Source organism: Kitasatospora sp. NPDC028961 (genome assembly GCF_055564815.1).
The window spans coordinates 36,478-55,274 of the sequence record NZ_JBVHVO010000041.1 but is presented as its reverse complement, the minus strand read 5'-3'; the positions used below and the strand labels follow the sequence as shown (position 1 = coordinate 55,274).

The window sequence follows — 18,797 nt, the reverse complement described above, 5'->3', positions numbered from 1 at the left end:
CCCCCCCCCCCCCCCCCCCCCCCCCCCCCCCCCCCCCCCCCCCCCCCCCCCCCCCCCCCCCCCCCCCCCCCCCCCCCCCCCCCCCCCCCCCCGCGCCCGGGATCAGACGCCGTGCTCGGCCGGGAGCCGGCCCGCCCGGACGGCCGTGACCAGGTCGGCGTGGTCCGCCTCGGTCCGGTCCGCGTACGCCACCGCGAAGGTGGCGACCGCCTCGTCCAGCGCCTCGTTCTTGCCGCAGTAGCCGGTGATCAGGCCCGGGTCGGCGGTGTGCGCATGGGCCCGGGCGAGCAGGGCGCCGGTGATCCGGGCGTAGTCGTCGAGCTGGGCGGGCAGCAGCGCCGCCGGGTCCACACTGCCCTTGCGGTTGCGGAACTGCCGTACCTGGTAGGGCAGTCCGTCCACGGTGGTCCAGCCGAGCAGGGTGTCGCTGACCACCTGCATCCGCTTCTGGCCGAGGACCACCCGGCGGCCCTCGTGGCCCTCCGGCGCGGTCACCGGGTACCCGGCGCGGGCCAGGTGCGGCAGCAGGACCGACGGCCGGGCCTCCTTCACCTGGAGCACCAGCGGCTGCTCCCGGTGGTCGGTCAGCAGCACGACGTACGAGCGGGTGCCGACGCTGCCGGTGCCCACCACGCGGAACGCCACGTCCTGCACCCGGTAGCGGGCGAGCAGCGGGTGCAGCTCCGCGGGCACCGTGCCGACGTAGGGGCCCAGCGCGGCGGCCACCGCGGCGGCCGTCGCGTCCGGGACCTCGCTGAGCACCGGGGGCGCCGCGGTGAACCGCAGGCCGCCGTCCTGCGCGCGGACGGTGGACTTGGCCGCGAACCTGGCGCTCGTGTTGCCCAGCGCCTTCGCGCCGACCTTCTGCAGGGCGTCGGCCAGGTCGTGCGCCTGCGCGAACGAGACCAGCTGGTCGTCGGCGACGGCGTTCCAGGCGTCCAGGACGGGCAGCTTGGCCAGCGCGCGCATGGTGCGGCGGTACGAGCCGGCGGCGTCGAACGCGGCCTGGCGGGCGGTGGTCTCGTCGGCCCCGACCTCGCGGCCGGCCAGTACCAGGCTGGCGGCGAGCCGCTTGAGGTCCCACTCCCACGGGCCGGGCACGGTCTCGTCGAAGTCGTTGATGTCCATCACCAGCTGCCCGCGGGCGTCGCCGTACAGGCCGAAGTTGGCCGCGTGCGCGTCGCCGCAGAGCTGGGCGGTGATCCCGGAGGTGGGCGTCGGGGCGAGGTCGGCGGCCATCAGGCCGGCCGAGCCGCGCAGGAAGGCGAACGGCGTGGCCGCCATCCGGCCCAGCCGGATCGGGACCAGCTCGGTGATCCGCCCGGCGTTGGACGCCTCGATCGCCGCTATGGCGGTCGGACGGCCGTCGGCGGTGGCGAACTCGGCGTGCCGCTCGCGCGGGATGCGCTCGCGCAGGGCCTTGCCGCGCTCGCGGGAGCGGCCGTCGTGGTGCGGCGCGAACCCGTCGACGGCGAACCGCCGCCCCCGGCCGGCCGCTTCCGCCCGCACGCCGGACTCCTCCACCGCTTCGGTGAGCTGCGTCATGGTGCCCCGCCCCGTCCTCTGTCGTTCCCGCCCGCGACCTGCGCGGACCCGGCCCGTCGGCGGGCCGGGCAGCAGGTTACCCGCCCGCCCGGACAACCCGTCGGGAGGGAGGGGCGCCCGGGGCGGTACCGCGGTTGCGGGGGCGGGGCGCGGCGTCAGCCCCCGAGAAGTGCTTTGTGGGCGCCGTACGCCTCGATGAAGCCCTGGACGGCCCGCAGGTCGCCCGGGAAGGACGCGGACCGCCACTTCGCCTTCGTGCCGTCGCGGTACTGGAGGTCGATCCACACGGTGAGGTTCACCATGGTGCTGTCGGAGAAGCTCTGCCCCCTCACCTGGAGGGTGATGTCGGTGAGGGCGTAGAAGTCGACGACGGCCGGCGGGTGGCGCTCGTCCGTGTACTCGACGGTGCCGTCCGGGGTGATGACCAGCAGCGGGTCCGGATCGTCCGACGTCCCCCGGAAGAACCCCTTCAGCTTGCCCCGCCTCTTGGTGAAGACGTGCCAGTCCGTCGGCACGGGGCCTTGGCGTGCCTGCCAGAGGATCGTGCGCGGATCGGTCATGTCAGCTCCGGATCGTGCCACCACCGCCGACCGGTGGACGCCCCCGAGGAGGCGCGCGCGTACGGGTCGGCGACGGCGCCCGCCGACCGCGCGCGGGGCGGCTCCGGACCAACCGGGACCACCAAGGATTCTCCGTCCCCCACCGACCGGGCGCCACCGCGGCACCGGGTGGTCCCCGGCTCGTGACCGGCCCGCCGGGTGACCGTCGGGGGTGCGGCGGGGCCCGGGGCGACGAGCCGGGCGGCGCGCGGTGGTCGGGGCAGCTCCATAGCTCAGCAGTCGAAGCGCGGGTCGGCGGCGTCGTAGCGGTACATCCGGGACAGCACGTGGGCCACCTCGGCCTCACGCTGGGCCGAAGCCCAGCCGTCGAGCAGCGCCAGAACCGCGCCGTGGCGCTCGGCGACTTCGCGCAGCGGGACGACGACCTCGGCGCACACCTCGCCGTCCCCCACCGCGACGGCGTTTCCGTCGGCGTCCGCGGCCCAGGTGCCGCCGTCGTCCACCGCGGTCACGCGGACCCGGCGCGGTGCGCGGGGCATTGCGGGGAGGGGGGTCAACCGGACGAAATAGGAGCCTTCGAAGAAGTAGAAGTCGACGGTCTCGCCGTCGAGCGCGCCGGCCACGGCCCGCCCCAGCGAGCCAACCACGGAGAGGGCCGAGTCGCTCCACCGGGCTGCGGGGAACTCCCGGCCGTCCATCGTCAGCCATACCCGGCCGTCGACGAACAGCGGCCGACGCGAGTCCACTCGGAGGTCGTCGAGAGGGACGTGCAGATCGAACATGTCACCGTTCCCGAGGTGAGGATCTGACCCGTGTCCCGGGCGCCGTCCAAGCCTAGACCCGGCCGACCGGTCGGCACGAGGTTCGGCCGCCGTCCGCTCACTTGCCCAGGAGCTTCCAGGGCGACTTGGGATACAACGACCGGATCAGGCCGCCGCCCTTCGGGATCTGGAACTGGATGACCACACCGTTGACAACGGCGGTCGCCTGGATCATGCGGCTGTCCGGGTCGAAGCCGATCACCGTCGGATTGTTGTTCAGCAGCTGCTGGCCGATCCACTCCAGCTCGGTGTCCGTGATCTCCGCCGGCCAGAGGTCGGAGCGCGGGTCGACCGCGCGGCCGCCCGGGACGTGCCGGTCCCGGGTGTGCGTCAGGTCGACGCCCTCGAAGCCCCTGGGCAGCTTGACGTTCTTGAGGTCGTTCGCCCCGCGCTTCATCGGGCAGTTGTGGACCAGGACCGGCGCAGTTCCGGCCAGGACGTAATAGGTGTGCAGCTCGTCGACGGTCAGGTTGAAGGCGGGCTGGACCACCTTGTGGTCCCGCACCGCGGAGATGACCACCTGTCCGCCGGTCGGGGTGCGGAGGGCGTCGCCGGCCCGGAGCCGGTCGGCATCGGTCCATGCCCGCTGCTCCACCGACCAGAACGGGTGGTGGTCGGTGGCGGTCAGGCTCCCGGCCCCGTTCTCCCCGGCGACCGTCAGGTCGGTGAAGTCGTCGTCGTCCGGGGTGTAGATGGTCGCCCCGACCCGGCGCGCGCCGGTCACCCCGGTCTGTGGATCGGTGGCGAGGACCTGGTCACCGACCCGGACCTGCTCGATCGGCTTGGTCGAACCGTCGGCCAGCAGGACCCTGGTGCCGGCCGGGAAGCTGTTCTTGGTGAGGCACGTCCCGGGGATCTTGTCGAAGAGCTTCTTGAGGAAGTCCATCACCTTCTTCCCGCCGGGGATCTTCTCGGCCCACTTGGCGAGCTTGGCGACGGCTGCGGCGTCCCCGGCGAGCGGGATGGCACCGACGCAGGACAGGATCGCGTTCTCGACGTCCTTCTGCAGGGCGTAGATCCCGCAGTTGATGAGGTCCGCGATGTCGGCGAACCCGGGGGCGAATATGCCTCCGATGCCGCCGACGAGGTCGAGCAAGCCGTGGGTGATGTCCAGGGCGGTGTCCAGCCAGTCCGACTTGTCGTTCTTGGCCTGTTGGCGGAGCGTCTCCTCCAACTCATCGACGGCCGCCTTTTTCTCAGCCTCGGCCTGCTGCTTCGCCTGGGCCTCGGCGGCCGCCACGCGGGCGGCTTCCTGCTCGGCGGCGACCTTGGTCCTGTAGGACTCGAAGGCGTTGTTCGCCGCCCGTGCCGCCGTCTCCTTGTCCTGGCCTGCCGCCGCCGCGTCGGCGCGAGCCTGGGCGGCGGACTGGTAGGCGTCCGAGGCGGAGGCGCGTGCCGCGTTGGCGGAGTCCTGAGCCTTCGCCGCCGAGTACGAGGCCGAGGCGGCCGAGTGCCGGGCGGAGGCCTCGGCGGCGGTAGCGGTCTTCGCCGACTCGGCGGCTTTCTGGGCACTGACGGCGGCCGCGTCGGCCTTGTTGCGCGCCTCGGTGGCGTAGCCGGCCGCGGCGTTGGCGGCCGCGTTGGCCTGGGCGGAAGCGGTGCCGGCCTCGTCGGAGGCGTTGCGGGCGAGGGCGGCCACCTCGACCGCGAGTGCGGCGCTCTGCTGGGCGTACGCGGTGACTGCCGATGCCTCGGCGATCATGCGCTGGATCTCGGCCACGTGGGTGGCGGCCAGCGCGTCTTTGCGTGCGGCGGTGTACTGCCCCGTCTCGGCGAAGGCGCGGAGCACCTCCGGTGGGCCTTCGAGGGCGATCTGGGCCGCAGCCTTGACCTCGGGGCCACCGGACTGGCGGAGCCCGGCAGCGACGACCTGGTCGTCGGAGAGCTGGGCCAGGTGGCGGCCACTGGTGAGGAAGTCACGCAGCGCGCTGACGCTGCCGTTGAGCGCCGCGCGGCCGGCGGCCTGGACGCCGGGGCCGGCGCCGTTGACGATTCCGGCCACGCTGACCTGGAAGTCGGCTGTGGCCGACTGGTACTGACCGGTGTTCAGGAAGGTCGCGACGACGTTCGCGTCGCCCTTGAGGGCCTGGGTCGCGGCGTCACGGACGGTGGGCAGCTCGGAGCCGATGGCGAGGTTCGACACCCGGTCCCGGTTGTCCAGGTCGATCGCCTGGCCGCGGCCGGTGCGGACGAAGGCCAGGACGGCCTCGTCGTCGCCTGCGAGCGCCGCCTGGGCCGCGGCGCTCTCCCAGGGTCCGGCGATCTTCATGGACAGGATCGCGAGCTTGCGGCCGTCACTGGCGATGGTCGCGGTGTCCGGGTTCGCCTGGGTCAGTGCGGCGGCGAGGCGGTCGGCCTCGTCCTTCGTCCGGCGTAGGTCCTGGACGGCCTGGCCGATAGCCACCTGCTTGTCGTCGTACGCGGCCTTGGCGGTCCTGGCCTTCTCCAGGGACGCGGCGGTACGGGCTGTCAGGTCCTCGGCCTCGGCACGTCGCGCGAGGTCCTGGATCCGGTTGGCCTCGTCGACCGCGTCCTTGGCTGTCTGCGCGGCCAGCACGGCGGCGTCGGCGTGGGCCTGGGACCGCTCGGCGGCCTGGGCGGCCTCACCGGCGTGCTGTGCCGCGTCCTGGGCGGCCGCCGCGGCGTTCCGGGCGTGCGTGGCCGCGGAGTTCGCGAGCACCTTGGCCTGGGAGGCGGCCTGGGCGGCCTCACCGGCCAGGGCCTTGGCGGCGGTGGCTGCCCGGGAGGCCTCCTGGGCCTGACGGCGGGTGGCCGCCGCAGCCGCCTTGGCCTTCGCCGACTGGGCGCCCGCCGCGTCGGCGAAGCCTCCGGCCTGGTCGGCCGCGACGGAGGCGGCCAGCGCGTTGCCGCCGGCGCTCAGGGCGGAGTCGGCGGCCTGCTGGCTGGCGGTGGCGGCCGCGTTGGCCTGGGTCAGCGCGCCGGAGGAAGCCTCGGCGGCCTTCGCCGCGGTCTCGGCGGCGACTGCGGCCTGGGCGGCGGCGTCGGCCTTGCCCCGGTCGGTCGCGGCGCCGGCCGCCGCGTTGCGGGCCGTCGTCGCCGCCTGAGCCGCACCCGCGGCCGCGTAGGCGGCCTGGGTGGCCGCGCTGGCCGCGGTGCGAGCGGAGTTGGTCGCCGACCGGGCGGCCTTGACCGCGGTCTGGGCCGCGTCCGCTGCCCGTCCGGCCGCTGCGGCGGCACGATCGGCGGCGGCACCGGCCTTGACCGTGTCGTTGCGTGCCGCCTCGGTCTCCGCCGCCGCCTTCGCCGCCGCTTCCTTGGCCAGTTGGGAGGCCGCGACCGCCTGGGCGGATGCCTCCTTCGCGAGCTCCGTCTCCTGGACGGCCTGCGCGGACGCCTCCTTGGCCTGCTGGGTCAGCTGCGCGATGCTGGTCCGTTCGACGTCCCGGGCCCTGGCGACGTGCTGGCCGACCTCCAGGAACTCCCGGATGTCGTCGATCGACCCGTTGAGGGCCAGCCGCGCGGCGGCCTGGGTGTTCGGGCCGCCGTCGCTGAGGATCTGGACCAGCTTCACCCGGTCGTCGGCGTCCTGGGCGGCGTACCGGCCCTCGTTGAGGAAGGCCTGGACGTCGTCAGGGGTGCCGTTCAGGGCTGCCCTCGCAGCCTCTTGGACCCCGCGGCCCGCGCCGTTCATCAGCGACGCGGCCTTCACCTGCTGGTCGGCCCTCAGGGGCTCCTGCCAGCCGCCGTCCAGGAAGAGCCGGAGGTCGTCGGGGGTGCCGGCCAGCGCCTTGCGCGCCGCCTCCCGCACCCCGGCTCCGCCGAGCGTGAAGATCTGCGCCGTGCCGACCTGGTCGTCCTGGACCTGGGCCAGCAGGCGGGCGTTGTCCAGGAACGTGCGCACATCCGCGTCGGAGCCGGTCAGGGCCGCCTCCGCGGCCGCCTTCACGGCGGCCCCGCCGTCCTTCCAGTACGCGACCACCCGGCCGCGGTTCGTGAGGGGGATCTCCGCGGTCGTCGGATCCGCCGCCACGGCGGGCGCGACGCCCAACAGGCCGGCCACGAGGGCCAGGGGCAGCAAGCGGAGGCTGACCGCCGTCGCCGTGGACGGCCTGTCCCCCCTTCCCCGCCTGGACCGGATCAATATTCCACCCACCGGAATCCCTCCCGACCTCATTTCGCCGAACGTCGGCGCGGATTGGAGCATAACCAGATTCGGCGAACCGTCAGCAGGTCGATTACCGGCCATCCGGAGGCAAAAAGATCCCAAAGATGGAGAATTGGCGTGAGGTCAGCTTCTCCATGATTCGTAGGTGTCCGTTCTGATTTGTGCGGGAGGAGTCGGACAAACTGGCTGTCGCCGACCGCACTACCGTGACCCTGGTTCGCCGACGCGGCCCGGATGATGACGTTCGAGCCAATGCTGTAAGTGATATGAGGATCAATCAGCCGTGTCCTAGACTGCGCTTCGCAAAGTCGGGCGAGGGGTCGGCCAGTGAGCGGCGATGGGTGCGCGGGTTCTTCCTGTCGCGCGTGTTCGTCGAATTCGAGCGGCTTCGGAGCATTTCTCCGGACCGGTCGTGCCATATCGCCCGGCGGTGTGGTCACAACCAACGCGAAAGGAAGTCGAGATGAAGAGCGGCATATCCCGCTGGCTGATCGCCGGTACCTTCGCGGCGGCAACCACCTTCGGTGCCACCGCGCTCGCCACCGCCGACACGGCGCCCGGAGGTGACACCGACACCCCGCCGCCGGCGGTCGAGGACTTCGTCTACCCCGGGGCCTCCCCGTACCCGCAGCTGAAGCTTCTGCGCGGCGACGGCCACATCATCCTGGCCGACTGCAACACCGTGACCCAGATCCAGCTCTGGAGCCGGGCCGTGCTGAGCCCCAGCGGTGGCCCCGGCGTCTGCTTCAAGGTCACCGGCACCACCGGCTACCTGGCGCTCGAACTTCCGCAGACGTTCATGATCCAGGCCGGTGACCGGGCGGTCCGGGCCGACCTCGTCGCCGACGGCGTCCAGCAGAGTGTCGAGGTCGCCAAGGGCGGCGCGGCCGGCGTGGGTGAGGCTCTCGGGCAGAAGCCCACCATGCTCGTCGAACTACGCGTCACCGGCTGACCCGTACGACGGGAGCGCCGCCGTTCGTTGACCTCTCGACCGATCCGGGGAGACCCATGAGACACCGCGTCCGCGGTTGGGCGGTGACCGTTGCCGTGGCCGCTGCCGGACTGCTCGGCGTGACCGCACTCGCCGTCGCCGACACCGCACCGCCGCCAGCGCCCACCGACAACTCCACGCCGCCGCCGGCGGTCGAGGACTTCGCCTATCCGGGTGCGGCGGTCATCACCAACGTCAAGCTGCTGCGTGGGGACGGGCACATTATCCTCGCCGACTGCGCCAAGCCGTCCCAGATCCAGATCTGGACCAGGGCACCCGGTAACCCCGGCAACCAGGTCTGCTTCACCGCCACCGCCACGACCGGCTTCCTCACCCTGGAACTGTCGGACGTCTTCGCCGTCCAGACCGTCGGACGCGCCCTGCACGCCGGGCTCACCGCGGCCGGCGTCTCCCAGGGCGCCGACGTGCCCAAGGACGGTTTCCAGGGTGTCGGCGAGGGGTTGGGTCGGCCGACGACGACCCTCGTGGAGCTCCGGGTCACCGGCTGACCGGTCGGCGGTGCGTCGCTCGGTGGGCGAACCCGCGTGCACGGCCGGTGCACCGGGGGCGGGTGGGAGTTCGCGGCGGGTGATCCCGCCTTCGCACGTCCCGCCCGCCGTCGGTGGGGCGCCGCCCCGGCCGGAGCCGCCGTGCGCCCGGCGGCTCCGGCCGGGGCGGACACTAGGCTGGCCCGATGGGTGAGCTTCGGGGGAGTGGCGGTGTCCGGGCGGTGGCCGGGGTGGCGGCGGTGCTGGTGGTGGGGGCCGGGCTCGGGGTGCGGGCGGTCGGCGGGGGCGAGGTCGCCAAGTACGCGGGCGACGCGCTCTACACGGTGCTGGTGTACGCCCTGGTGGTGCTCGTCGCGCCGCGGCTGCGTCCGGTGGCCGCCGGTGCGGTGGCGGCGGGGCTGAGCTGGGCGGTGGAGCTGTTCCAGCTCACCGGCGTCCCCGACGACCTGGCGCGGCGCAGCACGGTGGCCCGGCTGGTGCTCGGGTCCACCTTCAACGCGCCGGACCTCTGCTGGTACCTGGTCGGCGCGGCGGCCGCCGCGCTGCTGCACGCGGGGGCGGCCCGGCTGGTGCGGTCCGCTTCCGTGGGGAGGGGGACCGCACCCGGCCGGGCCTGACGGTTCGTCAGAGCGGGAGCAGCTCCGGCCGCTTCGCCTCGACGTGGTCGCCGGAGGACTCGCCGCGCAGTCGGCGGCCGACCCACGGCAGCAGGAACTCGCGCGCCCACTGGAGGTTCTCCCGGCGCTGGTCGGCGGCGGACTGGTACGGCAGGACCGGCCAGGGCGCCTCCGGGTCCTGCTCGGTGCGCAGGCCCAGCGAGCGGGCGGCCAGCAGGGCGACCCGCTGGTGGCCGTCGGGCGAGAGGTGCAGGCGGTCCTCGCTCCACGCCCGGCGGTCCTGCACCGCGCGCAGCGACCAGAGGTCCGCGACCTTGCAGCCGTTGCGGTCGGCGACGGCCCGCATGTGGCCGTTGTACGTGGCGATCTTGCCGCGCAGGTGCTTCAGCAGCGGCACGCCCCGGGTGTCGAAGCCGGTGCAGATGAGCACCGTCCCGGCGGACTCGGTGAGTTGGACGATGGCGCGCTCGAAGCGCTCGGCGACCTCGTCCGGGTCGCTGCCGGGTCGCAGGATGTCGTTGCCGCCGGCGCAGAAGGTCACCAGGTCCGGTTGGATGCGCCGGACCTGCGGCACCTGCTCCGCCGTGACCTGGTCGAGCAGCCGGCCCCGCACCGCGAGGTTGGCGTAGCGGAACTCGCCCGGCGGGCGTCCGTCGGCGAGCAGGCCGGCGAGCCGGTCGGCCCAGCCGGCGAAGGCGCCCCCGACGCCGGGGTCGTTGAGCCCCTCGGTGAAGCTGTCCCCGAGGGCCGCGTACGAACTGAGGTCAAGAGTCTCCTGGAGGTTCGGCATGAAGGAGATAGTTCACTGTCTCAAGTGACCTACGCCACCGTAGGTGGCCCTCGGGGGGACGTGAGATGGACCACGTACGGATTCAGCAGGTTCCGGGAATATCGCGGGGGGCGGGGCGCGCCGGGGGCGGCGGGCGCTCGAACCGACCTGATGGCCCGTCAGGGCGGTGACCCAGATAGCTCCGTCGGAGAAATGACAAGATCGCGACCCCCTTCCGCTTCCGGTCCGCCGGTGCCCACCCTGGAAGGGCCCCGCCGTTCGGCGGGCGCCCCACCCAGGAGGGCGCAAGCATGACCGACACCGATCCCCTCACCGCGTCCGGGACCCCCGGAACGGGCTGGTACGTCGACGACCGCTGCACCAACTGCGACGTCGCCCGCCAGCTCGCCCCCGATCTGATCCACGAACGCGACGGCCGCTCCGAGGTCGTCCGCCCGCCCCGAGACGAGGCCGAGCTGCGGCAGCTGTACGCCGCCGCCCACGCCTGCCCCACCCGTTCCGTCCGCCTCCGCGGCCGGCCGCTCGACCCGGCACGGGACCCGTTCCCGCTCGCGCTCGACGAGTACCTGCTGCTGTGCGGCCACAACTCCCAGCACACCGCCGGCGCCAACGCGTACCTGCTGCGCCGGCCCGGCGGGTACCTGATGGTGGACACGCCCCGGTTCGCCGAACCGCTGGCCGCCCGCTACGAGGCGCTCGGCCCGGTGACCGACGTGCTGCTCACCCATCGCGACCACGCGGCGCACGGCCGCGCGTACGCCGACCGGTTCGGCGCGCGGCTCTGGATCCACGAGGGGGACCTCGACGCCGTGCCCGACGCCGACCGGGTGCTGCGCGGCCGGGAACCCGTGGAGATCGCCCCCGGGGTCGTGGCCCAACCGTTCCCGGGGCACACCCTGGGCAGCGTCCTGTACGTGGCCGACGACCGGTACTGCTTCAGCGGCGACAGCTTCTACTGGTCGCGCACCACCGGTGACCTGGAGGTGGCCGACGGGGTCACCTGGTACTCGATGGAGGAGCTGGCGGCCTCGCTCGCCCGCGGCGTCGGGCGCCTGCGCTTCGAGTGGGTGCTGCCGGGGCACGGCGACCGGCGGCGGATGCCGGCCGAGGAGGCCGACCGGCGGCTGCGGGCGCTGGCCGCGCGGTGCGCCGGGCTGCGGACGAGGCCGGTCGACTTCGTCCTGCGCTGGTAGGCCGGCGGCCGGACGGCGGCGCCCCGGCATCGTGAGGGAGCCTCCGGGCACCCGTGCCCCGGCGCCCCGGTGCCCGGCGCCTCTACACCCGGCGCCCCCGTGCGCCGGGGTGCGCGCCGGGTGCGCGGGGGGTTGCACCCGGCGATGGTGTCCGCTCATGTGTGCGAACTGACTCGCGTGGGCAGCCGCCCTCTGGGGTGCGATACGCACCGGCACGCCCCGCGTGCTCCGGTACCCGAGGCCGCGTTCTTCACCGCCCCGGCGCCCCAGCGCACAGCATCCCGATCCCAGCAGTCCCGGACGGCGGAGGTAGCCGCATGCCGAACCGAACCCCGGAGCGCACCGCGAGGCCGCGGCGCTACCTGATGTGCCGGCCGACGCACTTCACCGTCGACTACGCGATCAACCCCTGGATGGACCCGGCCCGGCCGACCGACACCGAGCTCGCCGTCCGCCAGTGGGAGCGGCTCTGTTCGATCTACCGGCGGCTCGGCCACACCGTCGAGCTGATCGAGCCGGTGCCGGGCCTGCCCGACATGGTCTACACCGCCAACGGCGCCACCGTCCTGGACGGCCGGGTCCTGGTCGCGACCTTCCGGCACCCCGAGCGGGCCGGCGAGTCCGACGCCCACGAGGCGTGGTTCCGGTCCGCCGGCTACCGGGAGGTCCACCGGGCCGGGCACGTCAACGAGGGGGAGGGCGACCACCTGGTGGTGGGCCGCCGGGTGCTGGCCGGCACCGGGTTCCGGACCGATCCGGCGGCGCACGCCGAGGCCCGGGCCCTGTTCGGGGTCCAGGTGCTCGGCCTGACCCTGGTCGACCCGCGCTTCTACCACCTGGACACCGCGCTCGCCGTCCTCGGCGACGACCACGTCATGTACTACCCCGAGGCCTTCACGCCCGACAGCCAGGCGCTGCTGCGCAGCCTCTACCCCGACGCGATCCTCGCCGACCGCGCGGACGCCGAGGTGTTCGGCCTCAACGCGGTCTCGGACGGGCGGCGGGTCCTGCTGCCGGAGGCCGCCAAGGCGCTGGCCGGCCGGCTGGCCGAGCACGGCTACGAACCGGTGCCGGTGGACGTCTCCGAGCTGCTCAAGGGCGGCGGCGGCGCCAAGTGCTGCACCCTGGAGCTGCGGCCGGCCTGAGCGCCCCCGGCCGTCCCCTGAGCGCCCCCGGCCGTCCCCAGAGCGCCCCCGGCCGTCCCCAGAGCGCCCCCGGCCGTCCGGAAGGCACTCGGGCCGGGGGCGCTCGGGCAGCGGTTCCGGCAGTGGTCGCTCAGGCGGTGGCCGCCTGAGTTCAGGCGTCCTGTCCCAGCCAGAGGTCGGGGCCGAACACCTCGTAGTGGATGTCGGCGGCCGCCACGCCCGCGGCGAGCAGCTGGGCCCGCACCGAGCGCAGGAAGGGCAGTGGCCCGCACAGGTAGGCGACGGTCCCGGCCGGGACCGGGACCGTCGAGAGGTCGACCAGGCCGGTGCGCTCGGCGGGCCAGTCGCCCACCGGCCGCTCGTAGAAGACGTGCGCGACGGCGTTCGGCAGCTCGGCCGTGAGCCGGTCGAGCTCGGCCCGGAAGGCGTGCGCGTGCTGGTCCCGGTCGCCGTGCACGGAGATCACCGTCCGGGGGGAGCCGGTGGCGGCGAGGTGGTCCAGCATGGCCGTCATCGGCGTGTTGCCGATCCCGGCCGAGGCCAGTAGCACCGGTCCGGCGCCGTCGGCGAGGGTGAGGTCGCCGAGCGGCGGGGCGAGTTCGACCACGTCGCCGGTGTGCAGGTGGTCGTGCAGGTGGTTCGACACCTCGCCGGCCGGTGCCCCGTCGGCCCCGGCACCGACCCGCTTGACGGTGAACCGGAGCGCGCCGCCGGAGCTCCCCGAGAGGCTGTACTGGCGGATCTGCCGGGCGCCGTCCGCCATCGTCGCGCGCACCGAGACGTACTGGCCGGGCCGTGCGGGCGGGACGGGGCCGCCGTCGGCGGGGCGGACCAGGTAGGTGGTCACGTCGTCGGTCTCCCGGCGCCGGGCGATCACGGTGAAGCGGCGCCAGAGGTCGTCCGGGTCGCCCGACTGCGCGGCGGCGGTCTCGGCGCGCAGCCGGTCCTCGACGGCGATCAGCGCGTTGGCCATCAGCCAGTACACCTCGTCCCAGGCGGCGGCGACCTCCGGGGTGACGGCCTCGCCGAGCACCTCGACGATGGCGGCGAACAGGTACTTCTGGACGATCGGGTACTCGTCGTTCCGGATGCCGACCGAGACGTGCTTCTGGGCGATCCGGGCGAGCATGGCGTCCGGCCGCAGGTCGGGGTGGGCGATCAGGGTGGACGCGAAGGCGGCTATCGAGCCGGCCAGGGCCTGCCGCTGGGTGCCGTTGGCCTGGTTGCCCCGGTTGAACCGGTCGCGCAGCAGCTCCGGGTGGTCGGCGAAGAGCGTGTCGTAGAAGAGCGGAGTGATCTCGCCGATCGCGCCGCCCACGGCGGGCAGGGTGGCTTCGACGATCTCGGCGGACTTGGCGGACAGCATGGGGCTCACTCCGAACTGGTATCTGAGATGCGTATTAAAGGCCGCGCGGAGGCACGACCCGACGGGTCGGCGAACGGGGTGCGGGGGGTCAGTCGGCGGGTCTGCCGGAGAGGCTCAGCAGGACCGGCCCGGTGGGCGGGCCGACCAGGTCGTCGATCGAGAGCGGATCGAGCGAGGCGAAGAACGCCTCCTGCGCGGTCCGCAGCGCCCCGCGCAGCCGGCAGGCGGCCCGTAGCGGGCAGGGCGGCTCGTCCTCGCAGCCGACCACGTCGCCGACGCCCTCCAGCTCGCGGACCAGCACCCCGAGCGAGCCGGTCCGGCCGGCGGAGGTGAGCGCGAGGCCCCCGCCCCGCCCGCGCCTCGCCTCGACCGCACCGAGGTGCTGGAGCCGGCTGACGACCTTGGCGGCGTGGGTGTACGGCACGCCCACCGACTCGGCCACCTCGCGGGTGGTCGGGTTCGCGTCCTCGTCGAGGACCGCCAGCCGCATGGCGATGCGGAGGGCGATGTCGGTGCTCTTGGTCAGCCTCACGCCCGGCAGGCTATCGAATACGAATTCTGTACTCCAATTTGGGGTGCGCCCTCGGCGCCCGGATGGAGCCGCACCCGGTGGCACGCGGACGCGCCCCGCCGGGAGCCGGCGGGGCGCGTGGTGTGCGACGGGCGAGCGGGTGGCCCGGTCAGCTCCGGACCGCCTCCGGCCGGGCCGGCGCGCCCGCGACCGGGTCGGCGGCGGCCGGGCCGCCAATCACGAACGGTGCGGGCCGACGGGCCGGGACGAGCAGGGCGGCGACGGCCGCCGCCAGGCAGAAGGCGGCGAGCAGGGCGAATCCGTGGGTGTAGCCCGATTCGTAGGGGTGGCCGGAGGGCTGCAGGTGGCCGGTGACCAGGCTGGTCATCAGTGCGGCGCCGATGGAGCCGCCGATGGTGCGGATGTTGGCGTTCATGCCGGTGGCCGCGCCGGTCTGCGCGGCGGGCACGCTCTGGACGATGAGGTTGCTCATCGAGGCGAAGGCGAGGCCGATGCCGAGCCCGAAGACCCCCGCCGCCAGGGCGACCTGCCACGGCCGGTCGTGCCAGGCGGCGAGCATCGCGCAGGCGGCCGAGCCGAAGACGGCGCCCGCGGTCAGCTGGGCCTTGGCGGGGAACCGGCCGGCGAGGCGCCCGCTGAGGATCCCGGCCACGAACATGGTGACCAGCATGGGCAGCATCAGCAGCCCCGCGCCGGTGATGCTCGACCCGAAGCCGTAGCCGGCCGAGGTCGGCGTCTGCGCGAAGCCGGGGAGGAAGGCCCAGACCGCGTACATGCCGCCGCCGAAGAGCAGGGCGGCGGTGTTGGTCGTCCAGACCGCCGGGAGGCGCATGATCCGCAGGTCGATCAGCGGGTTGCGCGAGCGGGCCTCGACCAGGGCCCAGAGGCCGAACAGGACGACGGCCGCGACCAGCAGGCCGATCACCCCGAAGGAGCCCCAACCCCACTTCGAGGCCTGGCTGATGGGCAGCAGCAGGGCCACCAGCCAGCCGGAGAGGAGGACGGCGCCGAGCCAGTTGACACTGCCCGCGCCGTCGGCGCCCTCGGCGCGCTTGGGCGACTCCGGGACGTAGCGCTGGGCGATCACGGCGGTGACGGCGACGATGATCACCGGGAACCAGAAGAGCCAGCGGTAGTCCAGCGCGCCGACGATCGGTCCGGCCAGGACCATGCCGAGGCCGCTGCCCACCGCGATGACGGCGGACAGGTTGCTGATGCCGGTCGCCACCCGGGAGGCGGGGAACTCGTCGCGGATGATGCCGAAGGACAGCGGGAAGAGCGCGCCGGCGATGCCCTGGATGACCCGGGCGATGATCAGGACGGTGATGTTGGGAGCCAGGGCGGCGACCAGGCAGCCCACCAGGAGCGCGCCGAGCGCGGCGACCAGGGTGCGCTTCTTGCCGACCAGGTCGCCCACCCGGCCGAGGATCGGCGTGAAGATCGAGGCGGAGAGCAGGTAGGCGGTCATCACCCAGGTGACGGTGGCCTGCGAGGTGTTCATCGCGTGCTGGACGGTGGGCAGGGCGGGCGTGATCAGCGACTGGAGCAGGGCGAACACGCCCGCGCCGGTCGCGAGGACGCCGAAGGTGAGGCGATTGGACGGGCGGCTCATCGAACCTTCTCGGGGCATGGGGCGCGCAAGGGGAGCGCGCCCACGGGCTGCGGGCGGAAGCGGTGTGCGTGGTGCTGGCGTGCGTGCTGCGTGGTGCGTGGCCGTGCTGCGTCGTGCGCTGTGTGCTGGGTGGCGCGCGCTGTGCGGTGCCGGTGCCGGTGCGGTCGGAGCTGTGGTGCGTACCGCCGGACGCGCGGCGAAGTGGGAGGGGTTTGGAGAACGGGCCAACGGGGCCGGTGCGTACGGCGCGGGCCGGCGGGTGTGCTCGGGATCCGGTGCCGGATCGACGGACGTGCTGGTGCCTCCACCGGGTGTGCCGGCAGGGGCGGGGACAGGACCTCACTGCTAAAGTTGAGGCATGCCTCCAGATTAGCGGAGGCGTACCTCCGCTTCAACCCGGTGTCCGAAAAGAGAGCCCCAGTGACGGAACAGGTCGTGGTCGGCGAGTTTGTGGCGGCCCAGCGCCCGCGCCGCGCCGATGCCGCGCGCAACTTCGACGCGCTGCTGGTCGCCGCCCGCGAGGCCTTCGCCGAGCACGGCGCCGAGGCCTCGCTGGAGGACATCGCCCGGCGGGCCGGCGTCGGCATCGGCACCCTCTACCGCAACTTCCCCACCCGTCGGCACCTCTTCGAGACGGTCTACGCCAACGAAGTCAACGAACTGAGCCTGGCCGCAGGGGAGTTGTCGGGCGAGTCGCCCTGGGAGGCGCTGACCGGCTGGCTGCGCAGGTTCGTCGCCTACACCCTGACCAAGCGGGCGATCCGCGAGGCGCTGGAGGGGGAGGAGTCGGACATCTTCCTGGCCTGCCGGCAGTCGATGTTCGAGGCGAGCGCACCGCTGCTCAGGCGCGCGCAGGACGCGGGGGTGGCGCGGGCGGACATGTCCATCGACGACCTGCTGCGCCTCGTCTCGGGGGTCAGCTCGGTCGCGTTCCCCGACGAGGAGCAGCGCGACCGCGTCCTGGCCATCGCCCTGGACGGCGTGCGGACCACCGCCTGACCGGTAACCGGCGCTCCCTGGCGGGCCGTTCGCACCCGCCCGCTCGCCCGCGACCTGGGAGAAGCGGGTGCGGGCCGTCCCGGCCACCGGCGTGTCGGCGGCGTCTCCTACGATGACGGGCATGAACGCTGACGGGTCGGACGCACGGCTCATCGACGGCCGGTTCGAGCTGCTGCAACGACTCGGCGGCGGAGGCATGGGCCTGGTCTGGCGCGCCCGGGACAACGCGCTCCACCGCGAGGTGGCGCTCAAGGAGGTCCGCCCGCCCGACCCGGCGATGGCGGCCGCCAACCCCGAGGACGCGCTGGAGCTGCGCGAGCGGGTGCTCCGCGAGGCGCGCTCCCTGGCGCGGCTCCAGCACCCGAACGTGGTGATCATCCATCACATCGTCGACACCGCCGACCATCCGCACCCCTGGCTCGTGATGGAGCTGGTCACCGGCGGCAGCCTCGCCGACCGGCTCTCCCACGGCCCGCTCACCGTGCCCGAGGCGGCCCGGATCGGCCGCGGCGTGCTCTCCGCCCTGCGCGCCGCCCACGCCGCCGGCATCCAGCACCGCGACGTCAAGCCCGGAAACGTACTGCTGCGCCCGGACGGCACGCCCGTCCTCACCGACTTCGGCATCGCCGCCATGCAGGGCGCCACCGCCCTCACCAGCACCGGGGCCCTGATCGGCTCGCCCGAGTACATCGCCCCCGAGCGGATCCGCGGGGCGGAGGGCAACCCGTCGTCCGACCTGTGGTCGCTCGGCATGATGCTGTACGTCGCGGTCGAGGGCCACCACCCGCTGCGCCGCGCCACCACGCTCGCCACCCTCGCGGCCGTCCTGGACGAGCCGCTGCCGCCGCCGGCGCGGGCGGGGCAGCTCGCCCCGGTGCTGGCGGCCGTGCTCGCCAGGGATCCGGCGGTCCGGCCGAACGCGGAGCAGCTCGACCAGGCGCTCGCGGCCGCGGAGGCCGGGGCCGCCCCGGGTCCGGCCGGCGGTCCGGTGGCCTGGTCGCCGACGGGTCTCGACCTCCCGCGGCCCGTGTCGACCCCGTGGCCCGGTACCGACCCGGCGATGAACGCCTGGACCGGATCCGCGCCCGGATCCGGGTACGACAGCGGGGGCGGTAACGGCGGTCCCGGGTACGGCGGCGGCCACGGGTACGGCGCCGCCCCGGCCGACACGTTCGGTCACCCCGGCGCCACCGGGCCGGGCCGCCCCGGCTTCCCCGGGCACCCGGTCGACGCGGTCCCGGCGGACGCCGTCCCGACCGGCACGACCACGCCCGGCCCGGCGGCCCCGGAGCCTCGGGGCGGGCGGGCGCGGGCGGTCACCCTCTCGGTCGTCGCCGTCGCACTGGCGGGTGCCCTCACCTGGACCCTCCTGCCCGACTCGGGCGCCGAGAACGGCGCGGGCGCCGCCCCGGGCCCGTCGGCGTCCGGCCCGGCGGCGACCGGCAGCACGGGCCCCACCACCCCCGCCGCTTCGACCGCGCCCGAGCCGGTCGCCGCCCCGTCGGTGACGGCCAAGACCGCGCCCCCGTCCGCCGTGCCCCCGGACTTCCTCACCCCGGCCGGGGTCCGCACGACGGTCGAGGCCTTCCGCCCGTCGCTGGCGGATTCCAAGATCACCCAGCTCACCGTCTACCCCACCTACGCGAGCGCCGAGGGGCCGACCGCGGCCGACCCGACGGTGTTCGACCGGCTCAACTACCGCGACGGCAAGGTCACCCGCACCCCGGGCGGCACCATGACGTCCCGTCAGAAGACCGTCGACCTGCGGAGCTACGACTGGGACATCATCCCGGCCCTGCTCCAGAAGGCCCAGGACACCCTCAACGTCCCCAACCCGACCAGCCGTTACCTCATCATCGGTCCGGACAGCTCCGACGGCACGCCCAGCATCAAGGTCTACCTGTCCGGCGAGTACGGCGGCGGCTACCTCTCCGCCGACACCAAGGGCACCGTGAAGCGGTCCTTCCCGCGCGGCAGTTGAGCGCGGCACC

At 74.1% G+C, this 18,797-nt stretch carries 15 protein-coding genes; 7 read left to right on the top strand and 8 right to left on the bottom strand.

The annotated features are described in order from the left end of the window. Positions 1–102: 102 nt before the first annotated feature. From ACZ4UX_RS35700 to ACZ4UX_RS35685, 4 genes are all read right to left on the bottom strand, one after another. Positions 103–1,545: a DUF2252 domain-containing protein gene (locus ACZ4UX_RS35700; RefSeq protein ID WP_465709679.1), complete on the bottom strand. Its 1,443-nt coding sequence runs from the start codon at positions 1,543–1,545 to the stop codon at positions 103–105. Positions 1,546–1,700: 155 nt separating this feature from the next. Continuing rightward, complete coding sequence (locus tag ACZ4UX_RS35695; protein WP_465709678.1) at positions 1,701–2,105, bottom strand: hypothetical protein; 405 nt, start codon at positions 2,103–2,105, stop codon at positions 1,701–1,703. A 272-nt stretch (positions 2,106–2,377) separates the two neighbouring features. Continuing rightward, positions 2,378–2,887 carry a hypothetical protein gene (locus tag ACZ4UX_RS35690; protein ID WP_465709677.1) on the bottom strand — a complete coding sequence of 170 codons (510 nt, stop codon included), beginning with the start codon at positions 2,885–2,887 and terminating at the stop codon, positions 2,378–2,380. Positions 2,888–2,984: 97 nt separating this feature from the next. Then, positions 2,985–6,947 carry a polymorphic toxin-type HINT domain-containing protein gene (locus tag ACZ4UX_RS35685; protein ID WP_465709676.1) on the bottom strand — a complete coding sequence of 1,321 codons (3,963 nt, stop codon included), beginning with the start codon at positions 6,945–6,947 and terminating at the stop codon, positions 2,985–2,987. 568 nt (positions 6,948–7,515) lie between these two features. On the opposite strand from ACZ4UX_RS35685, the gene ACZ4UX_RS35680 reads away from it, so the two are divergent. The 3 genes from ACZ4UX_RS35680 to ACZ4UX_RS35670 all read left to right on the top strand — a co-directional run bounded on the left by ACZ4UX_RS35680 (position 7,516) and on the right by ACZ4UX_RS35670 (position 9,169). Further along, the gene (locus ACZ4UX_RS35680; RefSeq protein WP_465709675.1) at positions 7,516–8,004 is read left to right on the top strand and encodes a hypothetical protein; all 489 of its coding nucleotides are present in this window, start codon (positions 7,516–7,518) and stop codon (positions 8,002–8,004) included. Positions 8,005–8,060: 56 nt separating this feature from the next. Beyond that, positions 8,061–8,552: a hypothetical protein gene (locus ACZ4UX_RS35675; protein ID WP_465709674.1), complete on the top strand. Its 492-nt coding sequence runs from the start codon at positions 8,061–8,063 to the stop codon at positions 8,550–8,552. Between the two features lie 185 nt (positions 8,553–8,737). After that, positions 8,738–9,169, top strand: a complete 432-nt coding sequence (locus ACZ4UX_RS35670; RefSeq protein WP_465709673.1) for a ribosomal maturation YjgA family protein — start codon at positions 8,738–8,740, stop codon at positions 9,167–9,169. A 7-nt stretch (positions 9,170–9,176) separates the two neighbouring features. Here ACZ4UX_RS35670 and ACZ4UX_RS35665 read toward each other — a convergent pair whose 3' ends face one another. Beyond that, complete coding sequence (locus ACZ4UX_RS35665) at positions 9,177–9,959, bottom strand: SGNH/GDSL hydrolase family protein (RefSeq protein ID WP_329491165.1); 783 nt, start codon at positions 9,957–9,959, stop codon at positions 9,177–9,179. 290 nt (positions 9,960–10,249) lie between these two features. On the opposite strand from ACZ4UX_RS35665, the gene ACZ4UX_RS35660 reads away from it, so the two are divergent. Both ACZ4UX_RS35660 and ddaH read left to right on the top strand, forming a co-directional pair. Further along, positions 10,250–11,152 (top strand): 4Fe-4S domain-containing protein, encoded by a 903-nt coding sequence (locus ACZ4UX_RS35660; protein ID WP_465709672.1) that lies wholly within the window; start codon positions 10,250–10,252, stop codon positions 11,150–11,152. A gap of 317 nt (positions 11,153–11,469) precedes the next feature. Continuing rightward, complete coding sequence (gene ddaH, locus ACZ4UX_RS35655; protein WP_465709671.1) at positions 11,470–12,297, top strand: dimethylargininase; 828 nt, start codon at positions 11,470–11,472, stop codon at positions 12,295–12,297. Between the two features lie 151 nt (positions 12,298–12,448). Here the strand turns inward: ddaH and ACZ4UX_RS35650 are convergent, their stop codons facing one another. The 3 genes from ACZ4UX_RS35650 to ACZ4UX_RS35640 form a co-directional block, all read right to left on the bottom strand. Further along, a complete protein-coding gene (locus ACZ4UX_RS35650; RefSeq protein ID WP_465709681.1) occupies positions 12,449–13,663 on the bottom strand; it encodes a globin domain-containing protein in 1,215 nt (404 codons plus the stop codon). Between the two features lie 88 nt (positions 13,664–13,751). Continuing rightward, on the bottom strand, positions 13,752–14,195 hold the full coding sequence (locus ACZ4UX_RS35645; RefSeq protein ID WP_465709670.1) for an RrF2 family transcriptional regulator: 444 nt from the start codon (positions 14,193–14,195) through the stop codon (positions 13,752–13,754). Positions 14,196–14,343: 148 nt separating this feature from the next. Further along, positions 14,344–15,807, bottom strand: coding sequence for an MFS transporter (locus ACZ4UX_RS35640; protein ID WP_465709669.1), 1,464 nt, complete (start codon positions 15,805–15,807; stop codon positions 14,344–14,346). A gap of 420 nt (positions 15,808–16,227) precedes the next feature. On the opposite strand from ACZ4UX_RS35640, the gene ACZ4UX_RS35635 reads away from it, so the two are divergent. Beyond that, positions 16,228–16,806 (top strand): TetR/AcrR family transcriptional regulator, encoded by a 579-nt coding sequence (locus tag ACZ4UX_RS35635; protein WP_465709668.1) that lies wholly within the window; start codon positions 16,228–16,230, stop codon positions 16,804–16,806. A gap of 121 nt (positions 16,807–16,927) precedes the next feature. Next, the gene (locus ACZ4UX_RS35630; protein ID WP_465709667.1) at positions 16,928–18,787 is read left to right on the top strand and encodes a serine/threonine-protein kinase; all 1,860 of its coding nucleotides are present in this window, start codon (positions 16,928–16,930) and stop codon (positions 18,785–18,787) included. Positions 18,788–18,797: the final 10 nt, after the last annotated feature.

Excerpts from the sequence above, each read along its gene's own strand:
- ACZ4UX_RS35640 (WP_465709669.1), bottom strand. The coding sequence starts at position 15,807 with ATGAGCCGCCCGTCCAATCGCCTCACCTTCGGCGTCCTCGCGACCGGC.
- ACZ4UX_RS35670 (WP_465709673.1), top strand. The coding sequence starts at position 8,738 with ATGGGTGAGCTTCGGGGGAGTGGCGGTGTCCGGGCGGTGGCCGGGGTG.
- ACZ4UX_RS35650 (WP_465709681.1), bottom strand. The coding sequence starts at position 13,663 with ATGCTGTCCGCCAAGTCCGCCGAGATCGTCGAAGCCACCCTGCCCGCC.
- ACZ4UX_RS35700 (WP_465709679.1), bottom strand. The coding sequence starts at position 1,545 with ATGACGCAGCTCACCGAAGCGGTGGAGGAGTCCGGCGTGCGGGCGGAA.
- ACZ4UX_RS35690 (WP_465709677.1), bottom strand. The coding sequence starts at position 2,887 with ATGTTCGATCTGCACGTCCCTCTCGACGACCTCCGAGTGGACTCGCGT.
- ACZ4UX_RS35660 (WP_465709672.1), top strand. The coding sequence starts at position 10,250 with ATGACCGACACCGATCCCCTCACCGCGTCCGGGACCCCCGGAACGGGC.
- ACZ4UX_RS35665 (WP_329491165.1), bottom strand. The coding sequence starts at position 9,959 with ATGCCGAACCTCCAGGAGACTCTTGACCTCAGTTCGTACGCGGCCCTC.
- ACZ4UX_RS35675 (WP_465709674.1), top strand. The coding sequence starts at position 8,061 with ATGAGACACCGCGTCCGCGGTTGGGCGGTGACCGTTGCCGTGGCCGCT.
- ACZ4UX_RS35680 (WP_465709675.1), top strand. The coding sequence starts at position 7,516 with ATGAAGAGCGGCATATCCCGCTGGCTGATCGCCGGTACCTTCGCGGCG.
- ddaH (WP_465709671.1), top strand. The coding sequence starts at position 11,470 with ATGCCGAACCGAACCCCGGAGCGCACCGCGAGGCCGCGGCGCTACCTG.
- ACZ4UX_RS35630 (WP_465709667.1), top strand. The coding sequence starts at position 16,928 with ATGAACGCTGACGGGTCGGACGCACGGCTCATCGACGGCCGGTTCGAG.
- ACZ4UX_RS35695 (WP_465709678.1), bottom strand. The coding sequence starts at position 2,105 with ATGACCGATCCGCGCACGATCCTCTGGCAGGCACGCCAAGGCCCCGTG.